A 15,120-nucleotide genomic window follows, 5' to 3' on the forward strand; every position below is an offset into this window, starting at 1 on the left:
CAGTAAGCAGAAGCAAAACTAACAGCCAATGGATGAAGACTTGTTGCTGCGCTCGGGCAGGCGCAGCTGGCGGCGACCAGGCCAAGGGCCGGGCCGGCCATCGGCTGCTGAAATCGGAGAAAGGATACGGAAGACACTGGCCAACCTCGAAACCGCCCTGACCGCTGACGTGCAGCAGGCGCGCATACTGGTGGCCGAGCTCTATGGGAAAATCGATGTCGTCGCCGATGGCGAGAATGTCTGGGCTGAATACAACAATGCCGCTGAGAAGCTTTTGATCGCTTCTAGCGGCATGTCTCTAAAACTGGTTGCGGGGGCGGGATTTGTTATTCAGAGACAACGAGCGAAGCTAACTTAGTGCCCAGTCCTTTGGGCAATTTACTCCACAGCAAAGCTTGATTGTCTTTCGAAATGTAGGTCAACTTTCCTCCATAGATCCGGTTCAGAGCAATATTGTCATAATATTAATTTTCTCGGATGAAACTTTCGGCAAATTTCCGTTGATCGCTATAATATGGGGCTTACAAAGGATCAAGATGCCCACTGCTGTTTCATTGTTTACTGGTTGCGGCGGTTCAGACGCCGGCTTAATCCAAGCAGGATTCGATGTCGTCATGGCGAATGACGTCATTTCCTATGCTCGCGACACATATCTAGCTAACCATCCCGAGACCGATTACCGGTTGGGATCGATCACCGAAATAAAAGACTTTCCGGCTGCAGAGCTGCTCGTCGGTTGCTACCCTTGCCAAGGCTTCTCGCAAGGTGGGGCTCGCCAAGCTGATCGGAAAATCAATTATCTCTATCGGGAGTTCGTCCGAGCGCTCGACCAAATCCTTCCGAAAGCATTCATTGTCGAGAATGTTTCTGGAATGAAGAGTTCGACCTATTCACATCTGCTTAAAGACCAGATCGATCTGTTTAGGTCTACGGGCCCCCATGGTTATAACGTCACGTGGAGTCAACTCAACGCCAACGATTATGGGGTACCACAAGAGCGTAAGAGAATCTTGATTGTAGGTATCAGAGGCGATTTCGATACATGGTACGAATTTCCCGATCCGACACACGGTACCGATGAGGTTCCATTTGTTTCCATTCGCAATGCTCTCCAAGGATTGCCAGAATGGCCGACGGGCGAATTTTGCGAAGACCCTTTCCACTGGTACTACTTGTCACGGAATCGCCGTCGTGACTGGACGGAAATATCGAAGACAATCGTAAGCCATATGCGGCATATGCCCTTACATCCAATAAGCCCGCCTCTGCGACGCATTCATACTGACAAATGGGAGTTCGAGAGAGAAGGCAGAGCTCGGCGTTTCTCGTACAGAGAAGCGGCGCGCCTGCAAGGCTTTGCAAACGATTTTGTGTTTCCTAATGAAGACTCCGTATCTCTCGCCATGAAATATCGAGTCGTAGGAAACGCAGTACCGCCCCCTTTGTTTGCTGCAGTTGCCGGCAACTTGCCGGCAATTTGGGACTAACCGCGTTTTCGAAGTTATGCCGCACGAGCGACATGCTCGTAGTCTGGAATTACGAGCTTGATATCATTGTCTAGCTTGAGCGATTTACTCTGTGACGCGAAAAAAGAACGGTTTGGCGGTGACTCCGCGATCATTGCAATTCGGGCTCTATCGAAGGTCACACCGGCTCGCGTATTGCATTCCCTAAATATGTAATAGCCAGGAATGTGTCGAGGCACAGTGAAAGCCCTCAAGAAAGCTGCGGCCGTAACTGGTCTCAGCCATTTCGATAGTTTCGCTGGCTCGACATCATTTAGCTTCGTATCCCAGTCGTCGCCGCAAGCACATTGACCAACAATAAAAACCTGCCCAGGCCTTGCATCGTCCATCGGCGACCAAACCACAAAATCGACTCCCTCATCTTTCGCCTGAACATGCGTTGGATCATCTGGATTTGGCTCTTCCGGATTCCACCACCATTCCCCCGATTGCTCATGAAGTCGATTCATCACTGCCTTAAATTTCTTAGGCCGTAACTTCTCATCGTGAGGCGGCCAGCCGGTCCTATACGACCGTGCGGGAGTACCAAGATAGCTCCGAACCACCTCCGACATGACCAGTTCGAAGTTCATTGGAAGTCGGTTGAGAGGTTTACTCCGAATATCCGGCGCTAGGGTAACGGCCAGGCAGAATTCGTACATCCCCGTATGACTGCCGCGATAGCGCAAAGAACTCCCATCAATTTCAAAAGGATATGCATCCTTTAAAATATCTGCTCGTCGTTGAATCTCAGCCAGAGTATCACCGCTGGCCACCTCAACCAATTTCTCCCCCTCAATCCAGTCACCGCCTCCATCGTCTTTGCCGTCAATCAAAGCGTCATCGAACGTCCCGCCGATTCGATCATCTTCAATGCCGGCTGATGCTGGGGCTGTTCCATACGAAATTGCAGCTCTCTCTGATTGATCGGCATTTATTGCCACTGACAACAACTGATGCCGCTTGTCCCATGAAAAAGTATCACGCGTCATTTCTTATTCCACAATCGTGTGAACAATCGACTTAGCCAGCGCTTCGATTTGCTTAACCTTTTGGATATGATTCATCGCGTCATTCTTGTCGAGCTTCCCACTGGAAAGGAGACCATGGATCTGCGTTAATGCTGCATATGATTTATTCAAATAATCCACCAGAAGATCAGTGGCTGGCATCGAAAGCCGATCAATTTCGGAAGCTGAATAACCCTCACGTAACAGCGCACGTTTGCTTTCGTCACCGATAGCCGAAGCAAGCAAGCCAATCTCTCGGGAATCCGTAATAGCGGGGTTTTTGCCCTGACTGCTATCCCCTAACAGATATCGCAGCGTATTGGCACCATCTTCAATCTTGGCAGCCTTCAGAACATTTTTTTTCGTTGTACTGCGATCCCCGAGCTCCAGCCATGCCCGCACACCGGCTGTGTCCAAAAGCGTGTAGACCCAAGAAAAAGGAAAATCGGGATTACTTCCTCTTCCCCGTCGGACGCTGTTCTTGGGGTTAAATTTACCGGCGTCAATAATCTGGTTTACAAAGTTATATCCTTCTAGCAAGCGCTCGACAGTACGGTTTTTATCACCGATGACTTCGCTAATTTGCTCGATGGTCATTTCCTCGCGCTCAACCACATCGGAAATCCATTTTGCCTTTGCGTACGAATCCCAAGGCTGAGACGCCACGAGGTGTCGAACGCCAAGGTACGGAAGTAACCTGGCAGCAGCTTCGGCACCTTCGTATTTCCGTGCGGCGACCTTAGTAGTTTTAGACCACGCGTTCTTAGCTCGACCGCTCCATGCTCGAACGCGCGCAGGCTGGTTTACCGCACGCTTATCGCCTGCCAATATCAAACAAGCTGCAAGTCTTCGATTACCTTCCGCAACGATGTATTTGCCGTGACCATCCGGATATACGATCAGCGGCTCCGCCGAAAAGAAGCCATTGATGGAAAGCGATGACAATAGATTGTCTACGCCGAAATTGTCGACGATGTAGTCAAGCACCTTTTCCTGGCCTCGAAAATTACCAGCTTGTTTGCCAAATCGAGGATTGCTTTCATCCAAGAGCAAATCATCCAAGGGTATTTCCATAAAAATGCCATCGTTTGCCAGTACGTTGGCAGACAAGCTTTTAGCGCCCTCTTTGCTAACGGCCTTAGCCATCATCACCTCTCAATATTGGGGGTCCGAAAAATAGGGACCAGGTATTTTCAATCAAGCAATTTTCGATGATCGCACATTTCTCCCAAGTCTAGCGATGGTGCATCAAAATGCGTCAAATTAGACCACCTTCTAACTGCCCGCTAAGCACCACCAGGCGGGCTCCGGCTCTTGGCGCAATTTTGAGTCAAAACCGACCAATGTAGCGAGCAGGCGCGGGGTGGGGGCAACCGCGCGCGCAGGCTGCGAAGTTGATCGCCACTGTATTTATAAACAGTATTGCAATCCATTACAGCTGCTCCTGATTACCGGCCGCCCTGTCCTGTCCGCGCCCTTCGTCCTCTCCACCTCTCTCGCATCGTTGTGTAACAGATCCCCAGATCCTGCTAATCTAGCAATATCTTTATGGCAATAGGGGGAAGCGCCTCCTTGAGGCTACAAGCTCACAAACTGTCACATACCGCCCGTTATGAGACATCTAAATTTCCCAATGGAAATACTTCGTTGCTGGGAAAGTTGGGTAAATTGCATTTGTATTCTTGGGGAGAATAAAATGGGGCAGTTGAAAAAATATCTAGCGGTCATCCTGGGCATCGTTATCGTGATGGTCCTAACCATCTGCGGTACTTCGCTATATGAAGGTTACAAGCAGGCCCGCATATCGGCGGTAACTGAGGCCAACAATGTCACGCTCATCGTCCAGCGCGCCATTTCTCGCAATATGGAGGTCCTCTCGCTGGCCATGGACACGCTAGCGTACCGCTATGAACATCCACTGAGCCATACACTCGCAACTGAGGAGGAGCGTTATGTCTACCTTTTCGGCAGCACAGACACTGCCCGTCATATCACCGCTCTCGCCGTCTTAGATGCCAATGGCTACGTACGTGTTACGTCACGTCGGTCTACCTCGCCTCAGGTCATCATTAACTATTCCGAGCGCGCCTATTTCGCAGTTCATCGAGACCGTGTCAATGCTGGGCTTTTCATCTCGCGCCCGATCAATGCCAATCTAGGCAATGAGTTGCCCGTAGTAGTACTGTCCAAGCGTCTCACGCGCGAGGATGGATCCTTCAACGGCGTCGTGGTGATGGCACTGGACATGGCGTATTTCCTCGACCTGTTCACGGGGCTAACATTAGGCGAAGACGGCGTGATTTCCTTGTATTCGGACGACGGTGTGACCTACATGAGGGTACCCTACAGCGCATCCGTCATCGGTCGAGAAATCAGCAATAGACCGAATTTTCAGCGTCTAAAGGCAATGCTCTCCGAGAATGACGGCAACTTTTTCGCGCGCTCCACTAACGATGGGGTGACGCGTCTCTACACGTTTCGGCGCATTCCGGATGCGCCTCTGGTTGTCCTCCTCGGGCGCGCCGAGAGGCTCATCTTCAAGAACTGGTACGACACACTCAACTCCGTGCTGCTGTTGCTGCTCATCTTCGCAGCATTGGCAGGCTTGCTACTCCTGCTTGTGCGAGGGGAGCTACGCAAGCGTATAGCGTCCGAGAAGCAACTTGAAAGTCAAGCCCGTGACGATGGCCTAACGGGCCTGCTGAACCGGCGTGCCCTAGATGAAGTATTGCTGGCCGCCTGGCAACGTAGCAAGCGAAGTCCCACTACGGGCTTCTCGTTGCTGTTCATCGATGTGGATTATTTCAAACTCTACAATGATACCTATGGCCACGAAATGGGCGACACAGTCCTGCAAGCCGTAGCCACAGTGCTACGGAAAAACCTGCAGCGACAGAACGACTGCGCAGGACGTTATGGCGGCGAGGAATTCATAGTGCTGCTGGAGCAGACCGATGAACAGGGCGCGTTGCTGATGGCCCAGCGGCTGTGCGAGGCAATATACAGCCAGCGGATCGCTCACTCAGCCAGCCCACTGCAGGCGATAAGCATCAGTATTGGCGTCGCGACCCTGGATCGCGAAAAGCATCAACGCGTGGAGGATGTGCTCAATGCGGCCGATAATGCGCTATACCTCGCCAAGAGAGAGGGACGCAACCGCGTCTGCGTCGCCCATCCTAGCCAAGCCGATCCAACTTCCTAATCAGGCGCCCCGGACTGTTGAATCTTCACTCGACACTCTGCATAAACTCAACCGTGGGCGCATTAAAACACTTAAAAAGCCCGCTACCGGTTGGCAGGCGGGCTTAAACCAAACCACCACACTGATTTGGAGGAGGAAATTTCAATCTATTTCATTGCACCAGCTAAATCAAGGACTTGAAAAACATTTAGAAATGCGAAATAGGCCGCAATATGCTACATTCTGACGCCCCCTACTCGGGGGCTTCCCCAATGCAACGCAGGATGCCCCTACGCTTGCATCTTCGCCTCGTAGCATTTGCTGCGCGGCCTTTTTATTTCTACCGATTGACTCACCTGCTGCTCAGGCCGGCTCGCTGCAAGGCAGTTTTCTCGCGCTGATAGTCATCACGGCAGTCGATATTGCAGAACAGCAAATCCGGCGACACCACCTCATCACAGAAATGGCAGCGGCAGTCTGGCTGAAGAGCTGGCGCGCGTCGGGCGACTGCCAGGCCGGCGGCGATAGTACGATAGATCTTGTTGTCAGCGTTATCTGCGTGATCGCTCATGGTTATTTGCCCTCATTGGTCGGAAGTTGATAGGGGCGGAACCAAACTACGTTTTGGCCAGCCCACTCGTTCAAGGAAAGAAACTGCGCCTGCAAAGGCTCAATCTCGTTGCAGCCGAAGACGGCGGCGGCCTTCGTCACATCGCCGAATCCGCCAGTGTTGTTAGGCATGGTGCCGAGTAATTGCGGCGGCACGCGATGCGCGGCCAGCACGTCGTCGCGCGTGCAGTTCTTGATGTTGAAAAATTCGTCCTTGGCCGCGATCTCGGAAACCGGCAGTATCTGCAAGCCATCTTTCTTGCCGCCTGGTGCATACACAAACAGATTGCGGAAGTTGCCCGGCCCTTTGCTGTTGCGCATCGCCTCGCGCAGCTTGTCCACGTCATTGACGTTGCTGGCGGTGTCGGTCATGTAGAGGATGAAGCCCGCGTGCGAGCCGTTGAGGTAGTAGCGTCGGCGGAAGAGCGTGGCCGATTCATTGAGCCAGGCTGACTGCAGCGCGCTCACGTATTGCGGCACGCCATACACCTCCTGATTGATGTCGGGCGCCTGCAGGTGCCAGATACCGTCCCGCTCGAATTCGTAGGTATCGCGCCAGCCATTGACGAAGAAATACCGCCCTGGCTCTACGCCGACGCGTGTGTATTTGGCCAATGCCGGCTTGAGGTTCAAGAGCTTTCCCGTCATGCTCTCGCGCCGCTCGGCGTAGCAGTTGCCGAACAGCAGAAAGTCCAATGCCAGGCGCGTGAAATCGCCGCGCGACAAGACGGCGGACGGCTGGAAGGTCGACGCCAGGATATTGACCTTGCACCAGATCGCGCTGGCATGGTGGACGCTGGCATTCAAGGACTTGGCCAGACCGACCATGCTCAAGGGCGGCTCGTACCAATCGCCATTGCGGTAGCACTCAACATCGGCAAGCATGTCGCGGCCTTCCAGCACGGGTGACGGGTCGCCGAAAGAAAATGCCTCAACGACTGGCGGCGTTGCCTCTACCTTGGCCGGCAGGGTGTTGTCGGATGCAGCCGCGGGGCGGCGTGCTCTGTGTTTCATCAGAAGAACTCCATGGAAGAGGTGTTGTTAGCGGTGGTGCCTTCGAAGGGCTCATAGTCGAGGGCGTGCATGACCGACCAGGCCAAGTCAGCGTGGCCGGTTTCTTCCGAGCGACCGGCGTCATAGGTGACAGCGCGCCCGCTGGGCGTGAGGATCTTGCGAATGGCCATGAAGGACTGCGCGATGTCCGTCCAGCCGGCATCGAACTGCAGGCGGCCGCTGCGAATAATGTTTTGTGCCTTCAGCACCATCCGCGTTTTGACTTCGGGCGAGTAGCTGATGGCGGTGGCGCCGGGGAAGAACTGCTTCACCAGCGGATAGACGCCCACGCCCATCCCAGTGGTATCGATACCGATGTACTGCACGTTGTAGCGGCCGCACATTTCCTTGATGAGCGCGGCCTGTTCCGCAAAATCTTTGCCGCGCCACTGGTGGCGTTCAAGGATGCGGAAATTGCCGCCGGGGACCAGCGGTGGCGCAATCACTGAGCAGCCTGCGCTGTCGCCGGTCAAGGACGGGTCATAACCGATCCACACAGGGCGATGGCCGAATGGGCGTGCCGTGAACGGCTTGTAGTCGTCCCAATCTACCCACGAATCAACCATGCCGCGCTGCAAGTCGGCCAGCGGGAATACCGACGCGGAATCGTCGATAAAGTTACACATCAAGAGGTTGTCGAACTGATCCGGCGAGTATTCGAAGTCGCGCAGTTCATCGATGTCGAACAGGTCGCAGCCACCGGCGGCCGCGTCCATGATCGTGACGATCTGCCGCCAGATTTTGTCCTCGCCGGTGAAGCCGGACGACAGCCGCTTGTGACTCACATCGATGTTGACCTTCTCGCCCTTGGCGCGGCGCTTGTTGAATGCTTCCCCGGTCCAGAATGGATAGGCCTGGTGCGTGGTGGCCGAAGGCGTGGAGAAGTAGGTCTTTCTCCACTTCTTGTGCAAGGCCATGCCGGACGCGACCTTGTTCAGCTCGGTGAAATTGTGCGTCCAGAAGAATTCATCGAAATAGAAATTGCCGTGATAGCCCTGGGCCGTTCTCGCGTTCGTGCCGAGGAAATACAGGTGCGCGCCGTTCGGCAGCACAATAGGATCGCCCGATAGCTCCACTCCACACGCGTCCTTTGCAAACTGGATGATGTATTGCTTGAAGACGTGCGCCTGCGATTTCGAGGCCGACAGAAAAATCTGATTGCGCCCGGTCTGGATCGCATCAATCAGCGCCTCGCGCGCGAAGTACCACGTTGCGCCGATCTGGCGCGATTTCAGGATGATGCGCGTGCGCTCACTGCCGTTTCGGTACCAGACCTTTTGGTAGTCGAACAGCGAATCGTTGAATGCCTCGACGATGCGCTGCTGCGCCTCTTCGCTGAACTCGTTGCGCACCGGCTTTTTCTTCGGACCGGCATTGCGATTGGCGATCTTGGGATTAAGGTCAGTCTCATTGCCGCCCGGCTGCTCGTAGCGGCGCACGCGTGCGGCCTGCACAAGCTGACGCATCAACGCATCAAGCTCCTTGTACTCGCCATTGCCCTTTACTTCCTTGGCGATCAGTTGCACTATGCGCGCTTCAAGGGCAATCTCTACGCGCTCAAGGCGCGAGACCTTTTCCCATGCATCGCGGTGCTTCCAGCTATTGACGGTAGATCGCTTGATCTTCAGATGGCGCGCAATCGACGAGATGCGCCAGCCCTCGAAGTAGAGCCGGCGCGCAACGTGCCGAGGCTCTGTCGCCTGGTCGATGTTGTCCTTGATGTCTTCTGGAATTTCTAACATGCCGCAAGCGTAGGCGGCGCGCGCGCGTAGCGGGGACTTTGCCGAGTCGCTATCCCCCTTTTCAACCCTCACTTGATTGATGCATTTCGCCCATCGGCAGAAGATGACGTTATCCGATCAACCGATAACGAGCGCGAAAACTCATGGCAACCAAGAGCAAATTTTTCCGCGTCGCGACCGAAGGCGCGACCACCGACGGCCGTAGCATCAGCCGCGAGCAAATCCAACAAATGGCCGACAGCTACAACGTGAAGACCTACGGCGCTCGCGTGTGGGTGGAACACCTGCGCAGCCTGCTTCCTGATGGTCCGTTCAAGGCCTACGGTGATGTGCTGGCGCTGAAGGCCGAAGAGGTCGACACCGAGAACGGCAAGCGCCTGGCCCTGTTCGCTCAGATTGAGCCGACGCCTGCGCTGATCGCCATGAACAAGGATCGCCAGAAGATCTTCACCAGCATCGAGCTGGCCGACAAGTTTGCGGATACCGGCAGCTCCTATCTGGTCGGCCTGGCCGTGACCGACAGCCCCGCGAGCCTGGGCACCGAGATTCTGCAGTTCTCGGCCACCAATCCGAAGGCCTCGCCTTTCACTCCCCGCAAGCTGAAGCCGGAGAACCTGTTCTCTGAAGCTATCGAGGCCAAGCTCGAATTCGAAGAAGACGGCCCGAGCGTGGCCGAGACCATCAAGCAACTGTTCAGCCGCATCGGCGGCGGCGAGAAGAAGGCCGATGCCCAGCATACCGATGTGGTTGCCGCGATGACCGCCGTGGCTGAGAAGGTCGGCGAGTTCGCACAATCCGCCGCGCAGGCGGGCAAGGATGTGGCCGAAGCTGTGGCTCGCCTGGAGAAGCTGGAAAAGCGCGTGGGCGACGAATCGACCGCTGCCGAGCAATTCCGCCAGACCATCAACCTGACCGACAAGAGCAACGTACAGCGCCCGCCGGCCACCGGTGGCGGCAACAGCGGCACCGTGCAGACCGAGTTCTAAGCTGCCGGCCGACCAAGTACACCATTTCCGCATTTCACTGGAGCAGAACACATGAAGAATCAGACCCGCGCCGCCTATAACGCCTACACTTCGCGCCTGGCGACGCTCAACGATGTTGCCGGCGGTGCCGTCCATGCCACCTTCTCGGTGGATCCGAGCGTGCAGCAGAAGTTGGAAGACAAGATGCAGGAATCGTCCGAATTCCTGGGCAGCATCAACATCATCGGCGTGGATGAGCTGGAAGGCGAGAAAATCGGCCTGGGCGTGTCCGGCCCCATCGCCAGCCGCACCGATACGCGCGGCGACAAGCGCCGCAGCACCCGCGATGCGTCGGCCATGACGAATACCCGCTATCGCTGCGAGAAAACCAATTTCGATACCCACATCACCTATGCCAAGCTGGATGCCTGGGCCAAGTTCAAAGACTTCCAGACCCGCGTGGCCAATGCGATCCTGAAGCGCCAGGCGTTGGACCGCATCATGATCGGTTTCAACGGCGTGAAGGTCGCGGCCGATACCAATCTGACCCAGTATCCGCTGCTGCAGGACGTGAACAAGGGCTGGCTGCAACAGATCCGCGAGAACTCTCCACAGCGCGTCATGGGCCTGGTCGGCCAGGACCTGCCCGGCAAGGTGATCATCGGCGGTGGTGCCGGTGCGGACTACGCGAACCTCGATGCTGCCGTGTATGACGCGGTGACCAATCTGGATCCGTGGTATCAGGACGATACGGGCCTCGTGGTCATCGTCGGCCGTGAACTGCTGCACGACAAGTATTTCCCGCTGATCAACAAGGACAAGGCCCCGACTGAGACCCTGGCCGCAGACATCATCATCAGCCAGAAGCGTATCGGCGGCCTGCCGGCAGTGCGCGTGCCGTCCTTCCCGGCCAATGCCATGCTGATTACCCGCCTGGACAACCTGTCTATCTACTTCCAGAACGGCGGCCGCCGCCGTCGCGTGGTGGACGAACCGAAGGCCGACCGCATCGAGAACTACGAGTCTTCGAACGACGCCTATGTGATCGAGGACGAGGGCCTGGCCGCCCTGGTGGAAAACGTGGTGCTGCAGGATGCGGCAGCGGGCGGTGCCTGATGTCTCGCCTGTCTCCCGCCGCGCGCCACCGCGAGCGCATGCTCGGCAAGTTGGCGGCGTCCGCCGGCGAGCCGGGCGGCGTGACCACGGGTAGCGCCTATGAGCTGATGCTGATGAAGCTGCATGAGGACCGGCGCACGCTGTCCAACATCCAATCCATCGAACGCAAGATCGAGATGAAGGCCACCCTACTGCCGGCCTATCAGGACTGGATTGATGGCGTGCTGTCGGGCGGCCGTGGCGCCCACGACGAAGTGCTGGTCAATGTGCTGGTGTGGCACATCGATGTCGGCGACTACGAGCGCGCCCTGCAGCTCTCGGCCTATGCGCTGGAACACAAGTTCACTTTGCCGGATCGCTACAACCGCACCTTGCCCACGCTGCTGCAGGACGATTTCGCCGGTGCCAGCCTGGGCGGCAAGCTGAAGGATGACCCGGCCCGCGCGGCCGAGATCCTGCAACAGGTACTGGCCATGACCGGCAATGCCGATACGCCCGACCAAGCGCGCGCCAAGGTGCATAAGGCGCTGGGCCTGGCCCTGCTGGAGCTGGTCAATCAGGTGGATTCCGAGAACATCACGGCGGCCACGGCTGACCGTGCCACGGCTTCGCTGCAGCACCTCACCCGTGCGAGCGAGCTGCACCAGGCGGCCGGCGTCAAGAAGGAAATCGAGCGGCTGGAGCGGCGACTCAAGAAGTTCGCCGAACCGGTCAAGTAAAGAGCACCCCACGGCGCAGGGGCGGCCCGAGACGGAAGCGACATTGTTCGTCGGATGTCTCGGCCACCGCCCCCCACATATTTCAAGACCATGAGCTATATCGACGAGGTGCCGGTAACGGCAGGGCCAACCGTGCCGGCCGATGTGAAGGCCATCACCAATGACGGCTTTTTCCCCGACATCAGCATGCCGGCCATGCGGGACGCCATGCGGCTGGATTCGACGGTGACGGACGCGCGCCTACGCCCGGCCTTGGTGGACGCGATCCTGACCACCAATCGGCTGCTGCGCGAATGGCAGGCGGGCCACCTGGCCAGTGGCATCCAGAAGCTGGAAGAGGTGCCCGCGCTCAAGGTGGACGGTGAAAGCCAGTACATCGCGCACTACCGCCGGGCAGTCTACAGCTTCGCCAAGGCTGACATCTTCGAGAGCTATCGCGACTACGACACCACCGCGAGTGCGCTGACCGACAAGAAAAACATGGAATGGATGGACACGGCGCCGGACGTGCAGCGCCGTAACGGCCATTGGGCGATCAACGACATTCTCGGGCGCACGCATGCGACCGTGGAGCTGATCTGATGCAGGTGCGCAGCCAGCAGGGAGATACGCTCGATGCGTTGGTGTTTCGCTACCTGGGCGCCAGTAGCGGCTATGTGGAGCAAGCGTTAGCGCTCAATCCATCCTTGGCCGCCTTCGGGGCGGTGCTGCCAGCGGGAACGATGGTCACGCTGCCCACTGCAGTAGAAGCGCCCAGCACCGTACAAGACAGCATCAGCCTGTGGGACTGACAACATGAATACGAAAACACTGACAAGGGGAAACCACGTTATGGCAGCAGAATCCGCTGGTGGCATCGCTGCCATCCTGAAAATCTACGGCATCAAGGCCGTGCTCGGCATGGTCGGTGCCGCGCTGCTCTATATCGTCCTGCCCCCGCGCAATGCCGATGGCTCGTTCAACGAAAAGGAATTCGTGGTGCGTCTGGCATGCGCTGGCGCCTTCTCCATCATGTTCGGCGACCTGGCGTTCTCGGTGCTGCTGCAGCATGTGCCGACGATTGCCGCCGTGCTGGGGCCGAAGCCGGTCGATCTGATGGTCGGCGCGCCGGCCTGGTGGATTACGCGGGCCGTGGCGCTGTGGTTCCAGCGCCGCCAGGGCAAGGACATTGCCGAACTGGCGCGTGACGTGAAGGAAACGCTGTGAACGCTACCGACAACCGCCGCGCCTTCCTGGGCATGCTGCGCTTCTCTGAAGGCACGTCCAATTCGCCGACCACGCGCGACCGCGGCTATGACCAGATCGTCGGCCGCACCCGTTTCACCAGCTACGCCGACCACCCGCGCGTGCGCGTCTGGATTCCTCGCATCAAGAATTGGTCCACGGCGGCCGGCGCTTATCAGTTGCTGATGCGCTACTACGATATCTATCGCAAGCAGCTCGGGCTGACCGGGTTCGGGCCGGAGGTGCAAGACGCCATCGCCCTGCAGCAGATCAAGGAATGCCGGGCGTTACCTGATATCGACGCCGGCCGCCTGGCCGACGCCATCGCCAAATGCAAAAACATCTGGGCGTCCTTGCCGGGTGCCGGCTATGGGCAGTTCGAGCATCGCTATGTGGATCTCGAAAAGGCATTTACGCGGGAAGGCGGCGAAGCCATCGTGCTGCCGACCCTGAAAACCAGCGAGGAGCTGCATTTGGCCTTCCTGGATGCCGGCGGAGTGTTGGCATGACGCTGACCGATGCCTGGCGCACCCGGTTGCGTGCCGGGCTCGGCGTCGGCTTGCTGGCGGTGGCCTTTGCATCTGCCTGGGCCATCCAGGGATGGCGCAAGAATGCCGACATTGACCAGCTGAAGGCCGGTATTGCTGTGGCCAGTCAGGCAGCGGCGGACGCCAGGGCCGAACGCACGCAACAGGTGCTGAAGGCCGAGCGCAACGCGCGCGATGCTATTCAGGCCATTACCGACAAGCTCACCCAAGAGAGAGATTCTGCCCGCCATGAAAAAGATACCTTTATTGCTGGCGTGCGCAGCGGCGCTATCCGGCTGTCAGTCCCCGTCCTCGCTGCAGTGCCCCCCGGGGCCAGTTGCACAGATACCAGCACTGCCAGCGGAGCTGGCCAAGAAGCGCGAGCCGAACTTACGCCAGCGGCAGCAGAGTTTCTTGACGACATCGCCAGCGAAGGCGATGACGCCATCCGACAAAGCAATGCCCTGATCGATGCCTACAACGCCTTGCGCGAGAAACTGAATGTACAAGCCAAATAACCTGCGGGATTACCTACGCAAGGCCATTAAGGATCTGGCGCAGAATCCGGACAAGCTGCACATCTTCATCGATGAGGGCGGCTCGCGTGCGACCGGCACGGCCGGCCTATCTTTCGAGTATGACTATGTGCTGAACCTGATCTTGACCGACATTGGCCTGGACCTCGATCTGGTGTTCGTTCCCCTACTGGCCTGGATGCGGGTACATCAGCGAGAAGCCTTTGCCAACCCGGAAAATGCCAAGAAGGCCATCCGCTTCGAAGTGGACATGAATAGCGCGGACTCGCTCGATCTGTCGATCAAGCTGGCGCTCACGGAACGCACCATCGTGAAACGACAGGACGGCGGGCGGCTGGAGATCATCCACGTGGCCGAGCCTCATCTCACGCCGCCATTCGCTGATGACTTCTGGCAGCTCTACCAGGGCGATAGCCTGCTGGCCGAATGGGACGTGCCGAGGCTGCCATGAGTGATGATCTGCAACGCCTGGAAGAATGGGCCGGTGCCCTGATCGCCAAGGTTCAGCCGACGCAACGGCGCCAGCTGGTGCGCCAGGTGGCCAATGATCTACGCCGCGAGCATGCGCGCCTGATCGCCCAGCAGGTAGCGCCCGATGGCACGCCCTATCCTGCGCGCAAGAACCGCAAGGAGTTGCGTGGCAAGTCTGGTCGGATCAAGAGGCAGAAGGCAGCGATGTTCAACAAGCTGCGGACGAACACCTTCTTGCGAGTCCAGGCAGACGCCCATCAGGCATCGGTCGGCTTTTTCGGCAAGGTGGCGCGTATCGCACGCGTACATCATGAGGGTCTGCCGGATAAGGTAGCGCCGCGTGGCCCAAGCTACAAGTATCCAGCCCGCCCCCTATTGGGCTTCAATCGTGCTGACGGAACGCTGTTGCGAGAAAGCCTGTTGCGTCATCTTGCCAATAAACCTTAGATGTTCTCTTTGAAC

The 15,120-nt window shown here is 57.2% G+C and carries 18 protein-coding genes; 13 read left to right on the forward strand and 5 right to left on the reverse strand.

What is annotated here, in order from left to right:
* The first annotated feature begins 28 nt into the window (after window positions 1-28).
* Window positions 29-358 carry a hypothetical protein gene (locus ACWFUC_RS22120; RefSeq protein ID WP_489637332.1) on the forward strand — a complete coding sequence of 110 codons (330 nt, stop codon included), beginning with the start codon at window positions 29-31 and terminating at the stop codon, window positions 356-358.
* Window positions 359-536: 178 nt separating this feature from the next.
* Window positions 537-1,487: a DNA cytosine methyltransferase gene (locus ACWFUC_RS22125; RefSeq protein ID WP_489637333.1), complete on the forward strand. Its 951-nt coding sequence runs from the start codon at window positions 537-539 to the stop codon at window positions 1,485-1,487.
* Between the two features lie 14 nt (window positions 1,488-1,501).
* On the opposite strand, the gene ACWFUC_RS22130 is transcribed toward ACWFUC_RS22125, so the two are convergent.
* Both ACWFUC_RS22130 and ACWFUC_RS22135 read right to left on the reverse strand, forming a co-directional pair.
* Entirely contained in the window at window positions 1,502-2,497 is a 996-nt protein-coding gene (locus tag ACWFUC_RS22130; RefSeq protein WP_489637334.1) for a hypothetical protein, read from the reverse strand.
* Between the two features lie 3 nt (window positions 2,498-2,500).
* A complete protein-coding gene (locus tag ACWFUC_RS22135; protein WP_489637335.1) occupies window positions 2,501-3,664 on the reverse strand; it encodes a hypothetical protein in 1,164 nt (387 codons plus the stop codon).
* Between the two features lie 547 nt (window positions 3,665-4,211).
* Here ACWFUC_RS22135 and ACWFUC_RS22140 point away from each other — a divergent pair.
* Window positions 4,212-5,717 carry a sensor domain-containing diguanylate cyclase gene (locus tag ACWFUC_RS22140; RefSeq protein ID WP_489633752.1) on the forward strand — a complete coding sequence of 502 codons (1,506 nt, stop codon included), beginning with the start codon at window positions 4,212-4,214 and terminating at the stop codon, window positions 5,715-5,717.
* A gap of 331 nt (window positions 5,718-6,048) precedes the next feature.
* On the opposite strand, the gene ACWFUC_RS22145 is transcribed toward ACWFUC_RS22140, so the two are convergent.
* From ACWFUC_RS22145 to ACWFUC_RS22155, 3 genes are read right to left on the reverse strand one after another with little or no spacing between them, the layout of a single operon-like run.
* Window positions 6,049-6,267, reverse strand: a complete 219-nt coding sequence (locus ACWFUC_RS22145; protein ID WP_489637336.1) for a hypothetical protein — start codon at window positions 6,265-6,267, stop codon at window positions 6,049-6,051.
* Window positions 6,268-6,269: 2 nt separating this feature from the next.
* The gene (locus ACWFUC_RS22150; RefSeq protein WP_489637337.1) at window positions 6,270-7,319 is read right to left on the reverse strand and encodes a phage portal protein; all 1,050 of its coding nucleotides are present in this window, start codon (window positions 7,317-7,319) and stop codon (window positions 6,270-6,272) included.
* Entirely contained in the window at window positions 7,319-9,100 is a 1,782-nt protein-coding gene (locus tag ACWFUC_RS22155; RefSeq protein ID WP_489637338.1) for a terminase ATPase subunit family protein, read from the reverse strand. The genes ACWFUC_RS22150 and ACWFUC_RS22155 overlap by 1 nt, the downstream gene beginning before the upstream one ends.
* A gap of 143 nt (window positions 9,101-9,243) precedes the next feature.
* Here ACWFUC_RS22155 and ACWFUC_RS22160 point away from each other — a divergent pair, with 143 nt between their 5' ends.
* The 10 genes from ACWFUC_RS22160 (at window position 9,244) to ACWFUC_RS22205 (ending at window position 15,105) form a co-directional block, all read left to right on the forward strand.
* A complete protein-coding gene (locus tag ACWFUC_RS22160; RefSeq protein WP_489637339.1) occupies window positions 9,244-10,086 on the forward strand; it encodes a GPO family capsid scaffolding protein in 843 nt (280 codons plus the stop codon).
* Between the two features lie 51 nt (window positions 10,087-10,137).
* Window positions 10,138-11,181 carry a phage major capsid protein, P2 family gene (locus ACWFUC_RS22165; protein WP_489637340.1) on the forward strand — a complete coding sequence of 348 codons (1,044 nt, stop codon included), beginning with the start codon at window positions 10,138-10,140 and terminating at the stop codon, window positions 11,179-11,181.
* Window positions 11,181-11,900, forward strand: a complete 720-nt coding sequence (gpM, locus tag ACWFUC_RS22170) for a phage terminase small subunit (protein WP_489637341.1) — start codon at window positions 11,181-11,183, stop codon at window positions 11,898-11,900. Before ACWFUC_RS22165 ends, gpM begins: the two co-directional genes overlap by 1 nt.
* Window positions 11,901-11,990: 90 nt before the next feature.
* Window positions 11,991-12,482: a head completion/stabilization protein gene (locus ACWFUC_RS22175; RefSeq protein WP_489637342.1), complete on the forward strand. Its 492-nt coding sequence runs from the start codon at window positions 11,991-11,993 to the stop codon at window positions 12,480-12,482.
* Window positions 12,482-12,691 (forward strand): tail protein X, encoded by a 210-nt coding sequence (locus tag ACWFUC_RS22180; protein WP_489637343.1) that lies wholly within the window; start codon window positions 12,482-12,484, stop codon window positions 12,689-12,691. The genes ACWFUC_RS22175 and ACWFUC_RS22180 overlap by 1 nt, the downstream gene beginning before the upstream one ends.
* A gap of 40 nt (window positions 12,692-12,731) precedes the next feature.
* On the forward strand, window positions 12,732-13,106 hold the full coding sequence (locus ACWFUC_RS22185; RefSeq protein ID WP_008332336.1) for a hypothetical protein: 375 nt from the start codon (window positions 12,732-12,734) through the stop codon (window positions 13,104-13,106).
* Complete coding sequence (locus tag ACWFUC_RS22190) at window positions 13,103-13,633, forward strand: glycoside hydrolase family 24 protein (RefSeq protein ID WP_310840696.1); 531 nt, start codon at window positions 13,103-13,105, stop codon at window positions 13,631-13,633. The genes ACWFUC_RS22185 and ACWFUC_RS22190 overlap by 4 nt, the downstream gene beginning before the upstream one ends.
* Window positions 13,630-14,169 (forward strand): lysis system i-spanin subunit Rz, encoded by a 540-nt coding sequence (locus tag ACWFUC_RS22195; protein ID WP_489637344.1) that lies wholly within the window; start codon window positions 13,630-13,632, stop codon window positions 14,167-14,169. Before ACWFUC_RS22190 ends, ACWFUC_RS22195 begins: the two co-directional genes overlap by 4 nt.
* Window positions 14,153-14,638: a phage tail protein gene (locus ACWFUC_RS22200; protein ID WP_489637345.1), complete on the forward strand. Its 486-nt coding sequence runs from the start codon at window positions 14,153-14,155 to the stop codon at window positions 14,636-14,638. The genes ACWFUC_RS22195 and ACWFUC_RS22200 overlap by 17 nt, the downstream gene beginning before the upstream one ends.
* Window positions 14,635-15,105 carry a phage virion morphogenesis protein gene (locus tag ACWFUC_RS22205; protein ID WP_489637346.1) on the forward strand — a complete coding sequence of 157 codons (471 nt, stop codon included), beginning with the start codon at window positions 14,635-14,637 and terminating at the stop codon, window positions 15,103-15,105. Before ACWFUC_RS22200 ends, ACWFUC_RS22205 begins: the two co-directional genes overlap by 4 nt.
* Window positions 15,106-15,120: the final 15 nt, after the last annotated feature.

This window comes from Herbaspirillum sp. Her4, from assembly GCF_057961335.1.

Coding starts and splice junctions, on each gene's coding strand:
- ACWFUC_RS22155 (WP_489637338.1), bottom strand. CDS start 9,100: ATGTTAGAAATTCCAGAAGACATCAAGGACAACATCGACCAGGCGACA.
- ACWFUC_RS22160 (WP_489637339.1), top strand. CDS start 9,244: ATGGCAACCAAGAGCAAATTTTTCCGCGTCGCGACCGAAGGCGCGACC.
- ACWFUC_RS22120 (WP_489637332.1), top strand. CDS start 29: ATGGATGAAGACTTGTTGCTGCGCTCGGGCAGGCGCAGCTGGCGGCGA.
- ACWFUC_RS22185 (WP_008332336.1), top strand. CDS start 12,732: ATGGCAGCAGAATCCGCTGGTGGCATCGCTGCCATCCTGAAAATCTAC.
- ACWFUC_RS22150 (WP_489637337.1), bottom strand. CDS start 7,319: ATGAAACACAGAGCACGCCGCCCCGCGGCTGCATCCGACAACACCCTG.
- ACWFUC_RS22175 (WP_489637342.1), top strand. CDS start 11,991: ATGAGCTATATCGACGAGGTGCCGGTAACGGCAGGGCCAACCGTGCCG.
- gpM (WP_489637341.1), top strand. CDS start 11,181: ATGTCTCGCCTGTCTCCCGCCGCGCGCCACCGCGAGCGCATGCTCGGC.
- ACWFUC_RS22140 (WP_489633752.1), top strand. CDS start 4,212: ATGGGGCAGTTGAAAAAATATCTAGCGGTCATCCTGGGCATCGTTATC.
- ACWFUC_RS22130 (WP_489637334.1), bottom strand. CDS start 2,497: ATGACGCGTGATACTTTTTCATGGGACAAGCGGCATCAGTTGTTGTCA.
- ACWFUC_RS22180 (WP_489637343.1), top strand. CDS start 12,482: ATGCAGGTGCGCAGCCAGCAGGGAGATACGCTCGATGCGTTGGTGTTT.
- ACWFUC_RS22125 (WP_489637333.1), top strand. CDS start 537: ATGCCCACTGCTGTTTCATTGTTTACTGGTTGCGGCGGTTCAGACGCC.
- ACWFUC_RS22205 (WP_489637346.1), top strand. CDS start 14,635: ATGAGTGATGATCTGCAACGCCTGGAAGAATGGGCCGGTGCCCTGATC.
- ACWFUC_RS22165 (WP_489637340.1), top strand. CDS start 10,138: ATGAAGAATCAGACCCGCGCCGCCTATAACGCCTACACTTCGCGCCTG.
- ACWFUC_RS22145 (WP_489637336.1), bottom strand. CDS start 6,267: ATGAGCGATCACGCAGATAACGCTGACAACAAGATCTATCGTACTATC.
- ACWFUC_RS22195 (WP_489637344.1), top strand. CDS start 13,630: ATGACGCTGACCGATGCCTGGCGCACCCGGTTGCGTGCCGGGCTCGGC.
- ACWFUC_RS22200 (WP_489637345.1), top strand. CDS start 14,153: ATGTACAAGCCAAATAACCTGCGGGATTACCTACGCAAGGCCATTAAG.
- ACWFUC_RS22135 (WP_489637335.1), bottom strand. CDS start 3,664: ATGATGGCTAAGGCCGTTAGCAAAGAGGGCGCTAAAAGCTTGTCTGCC.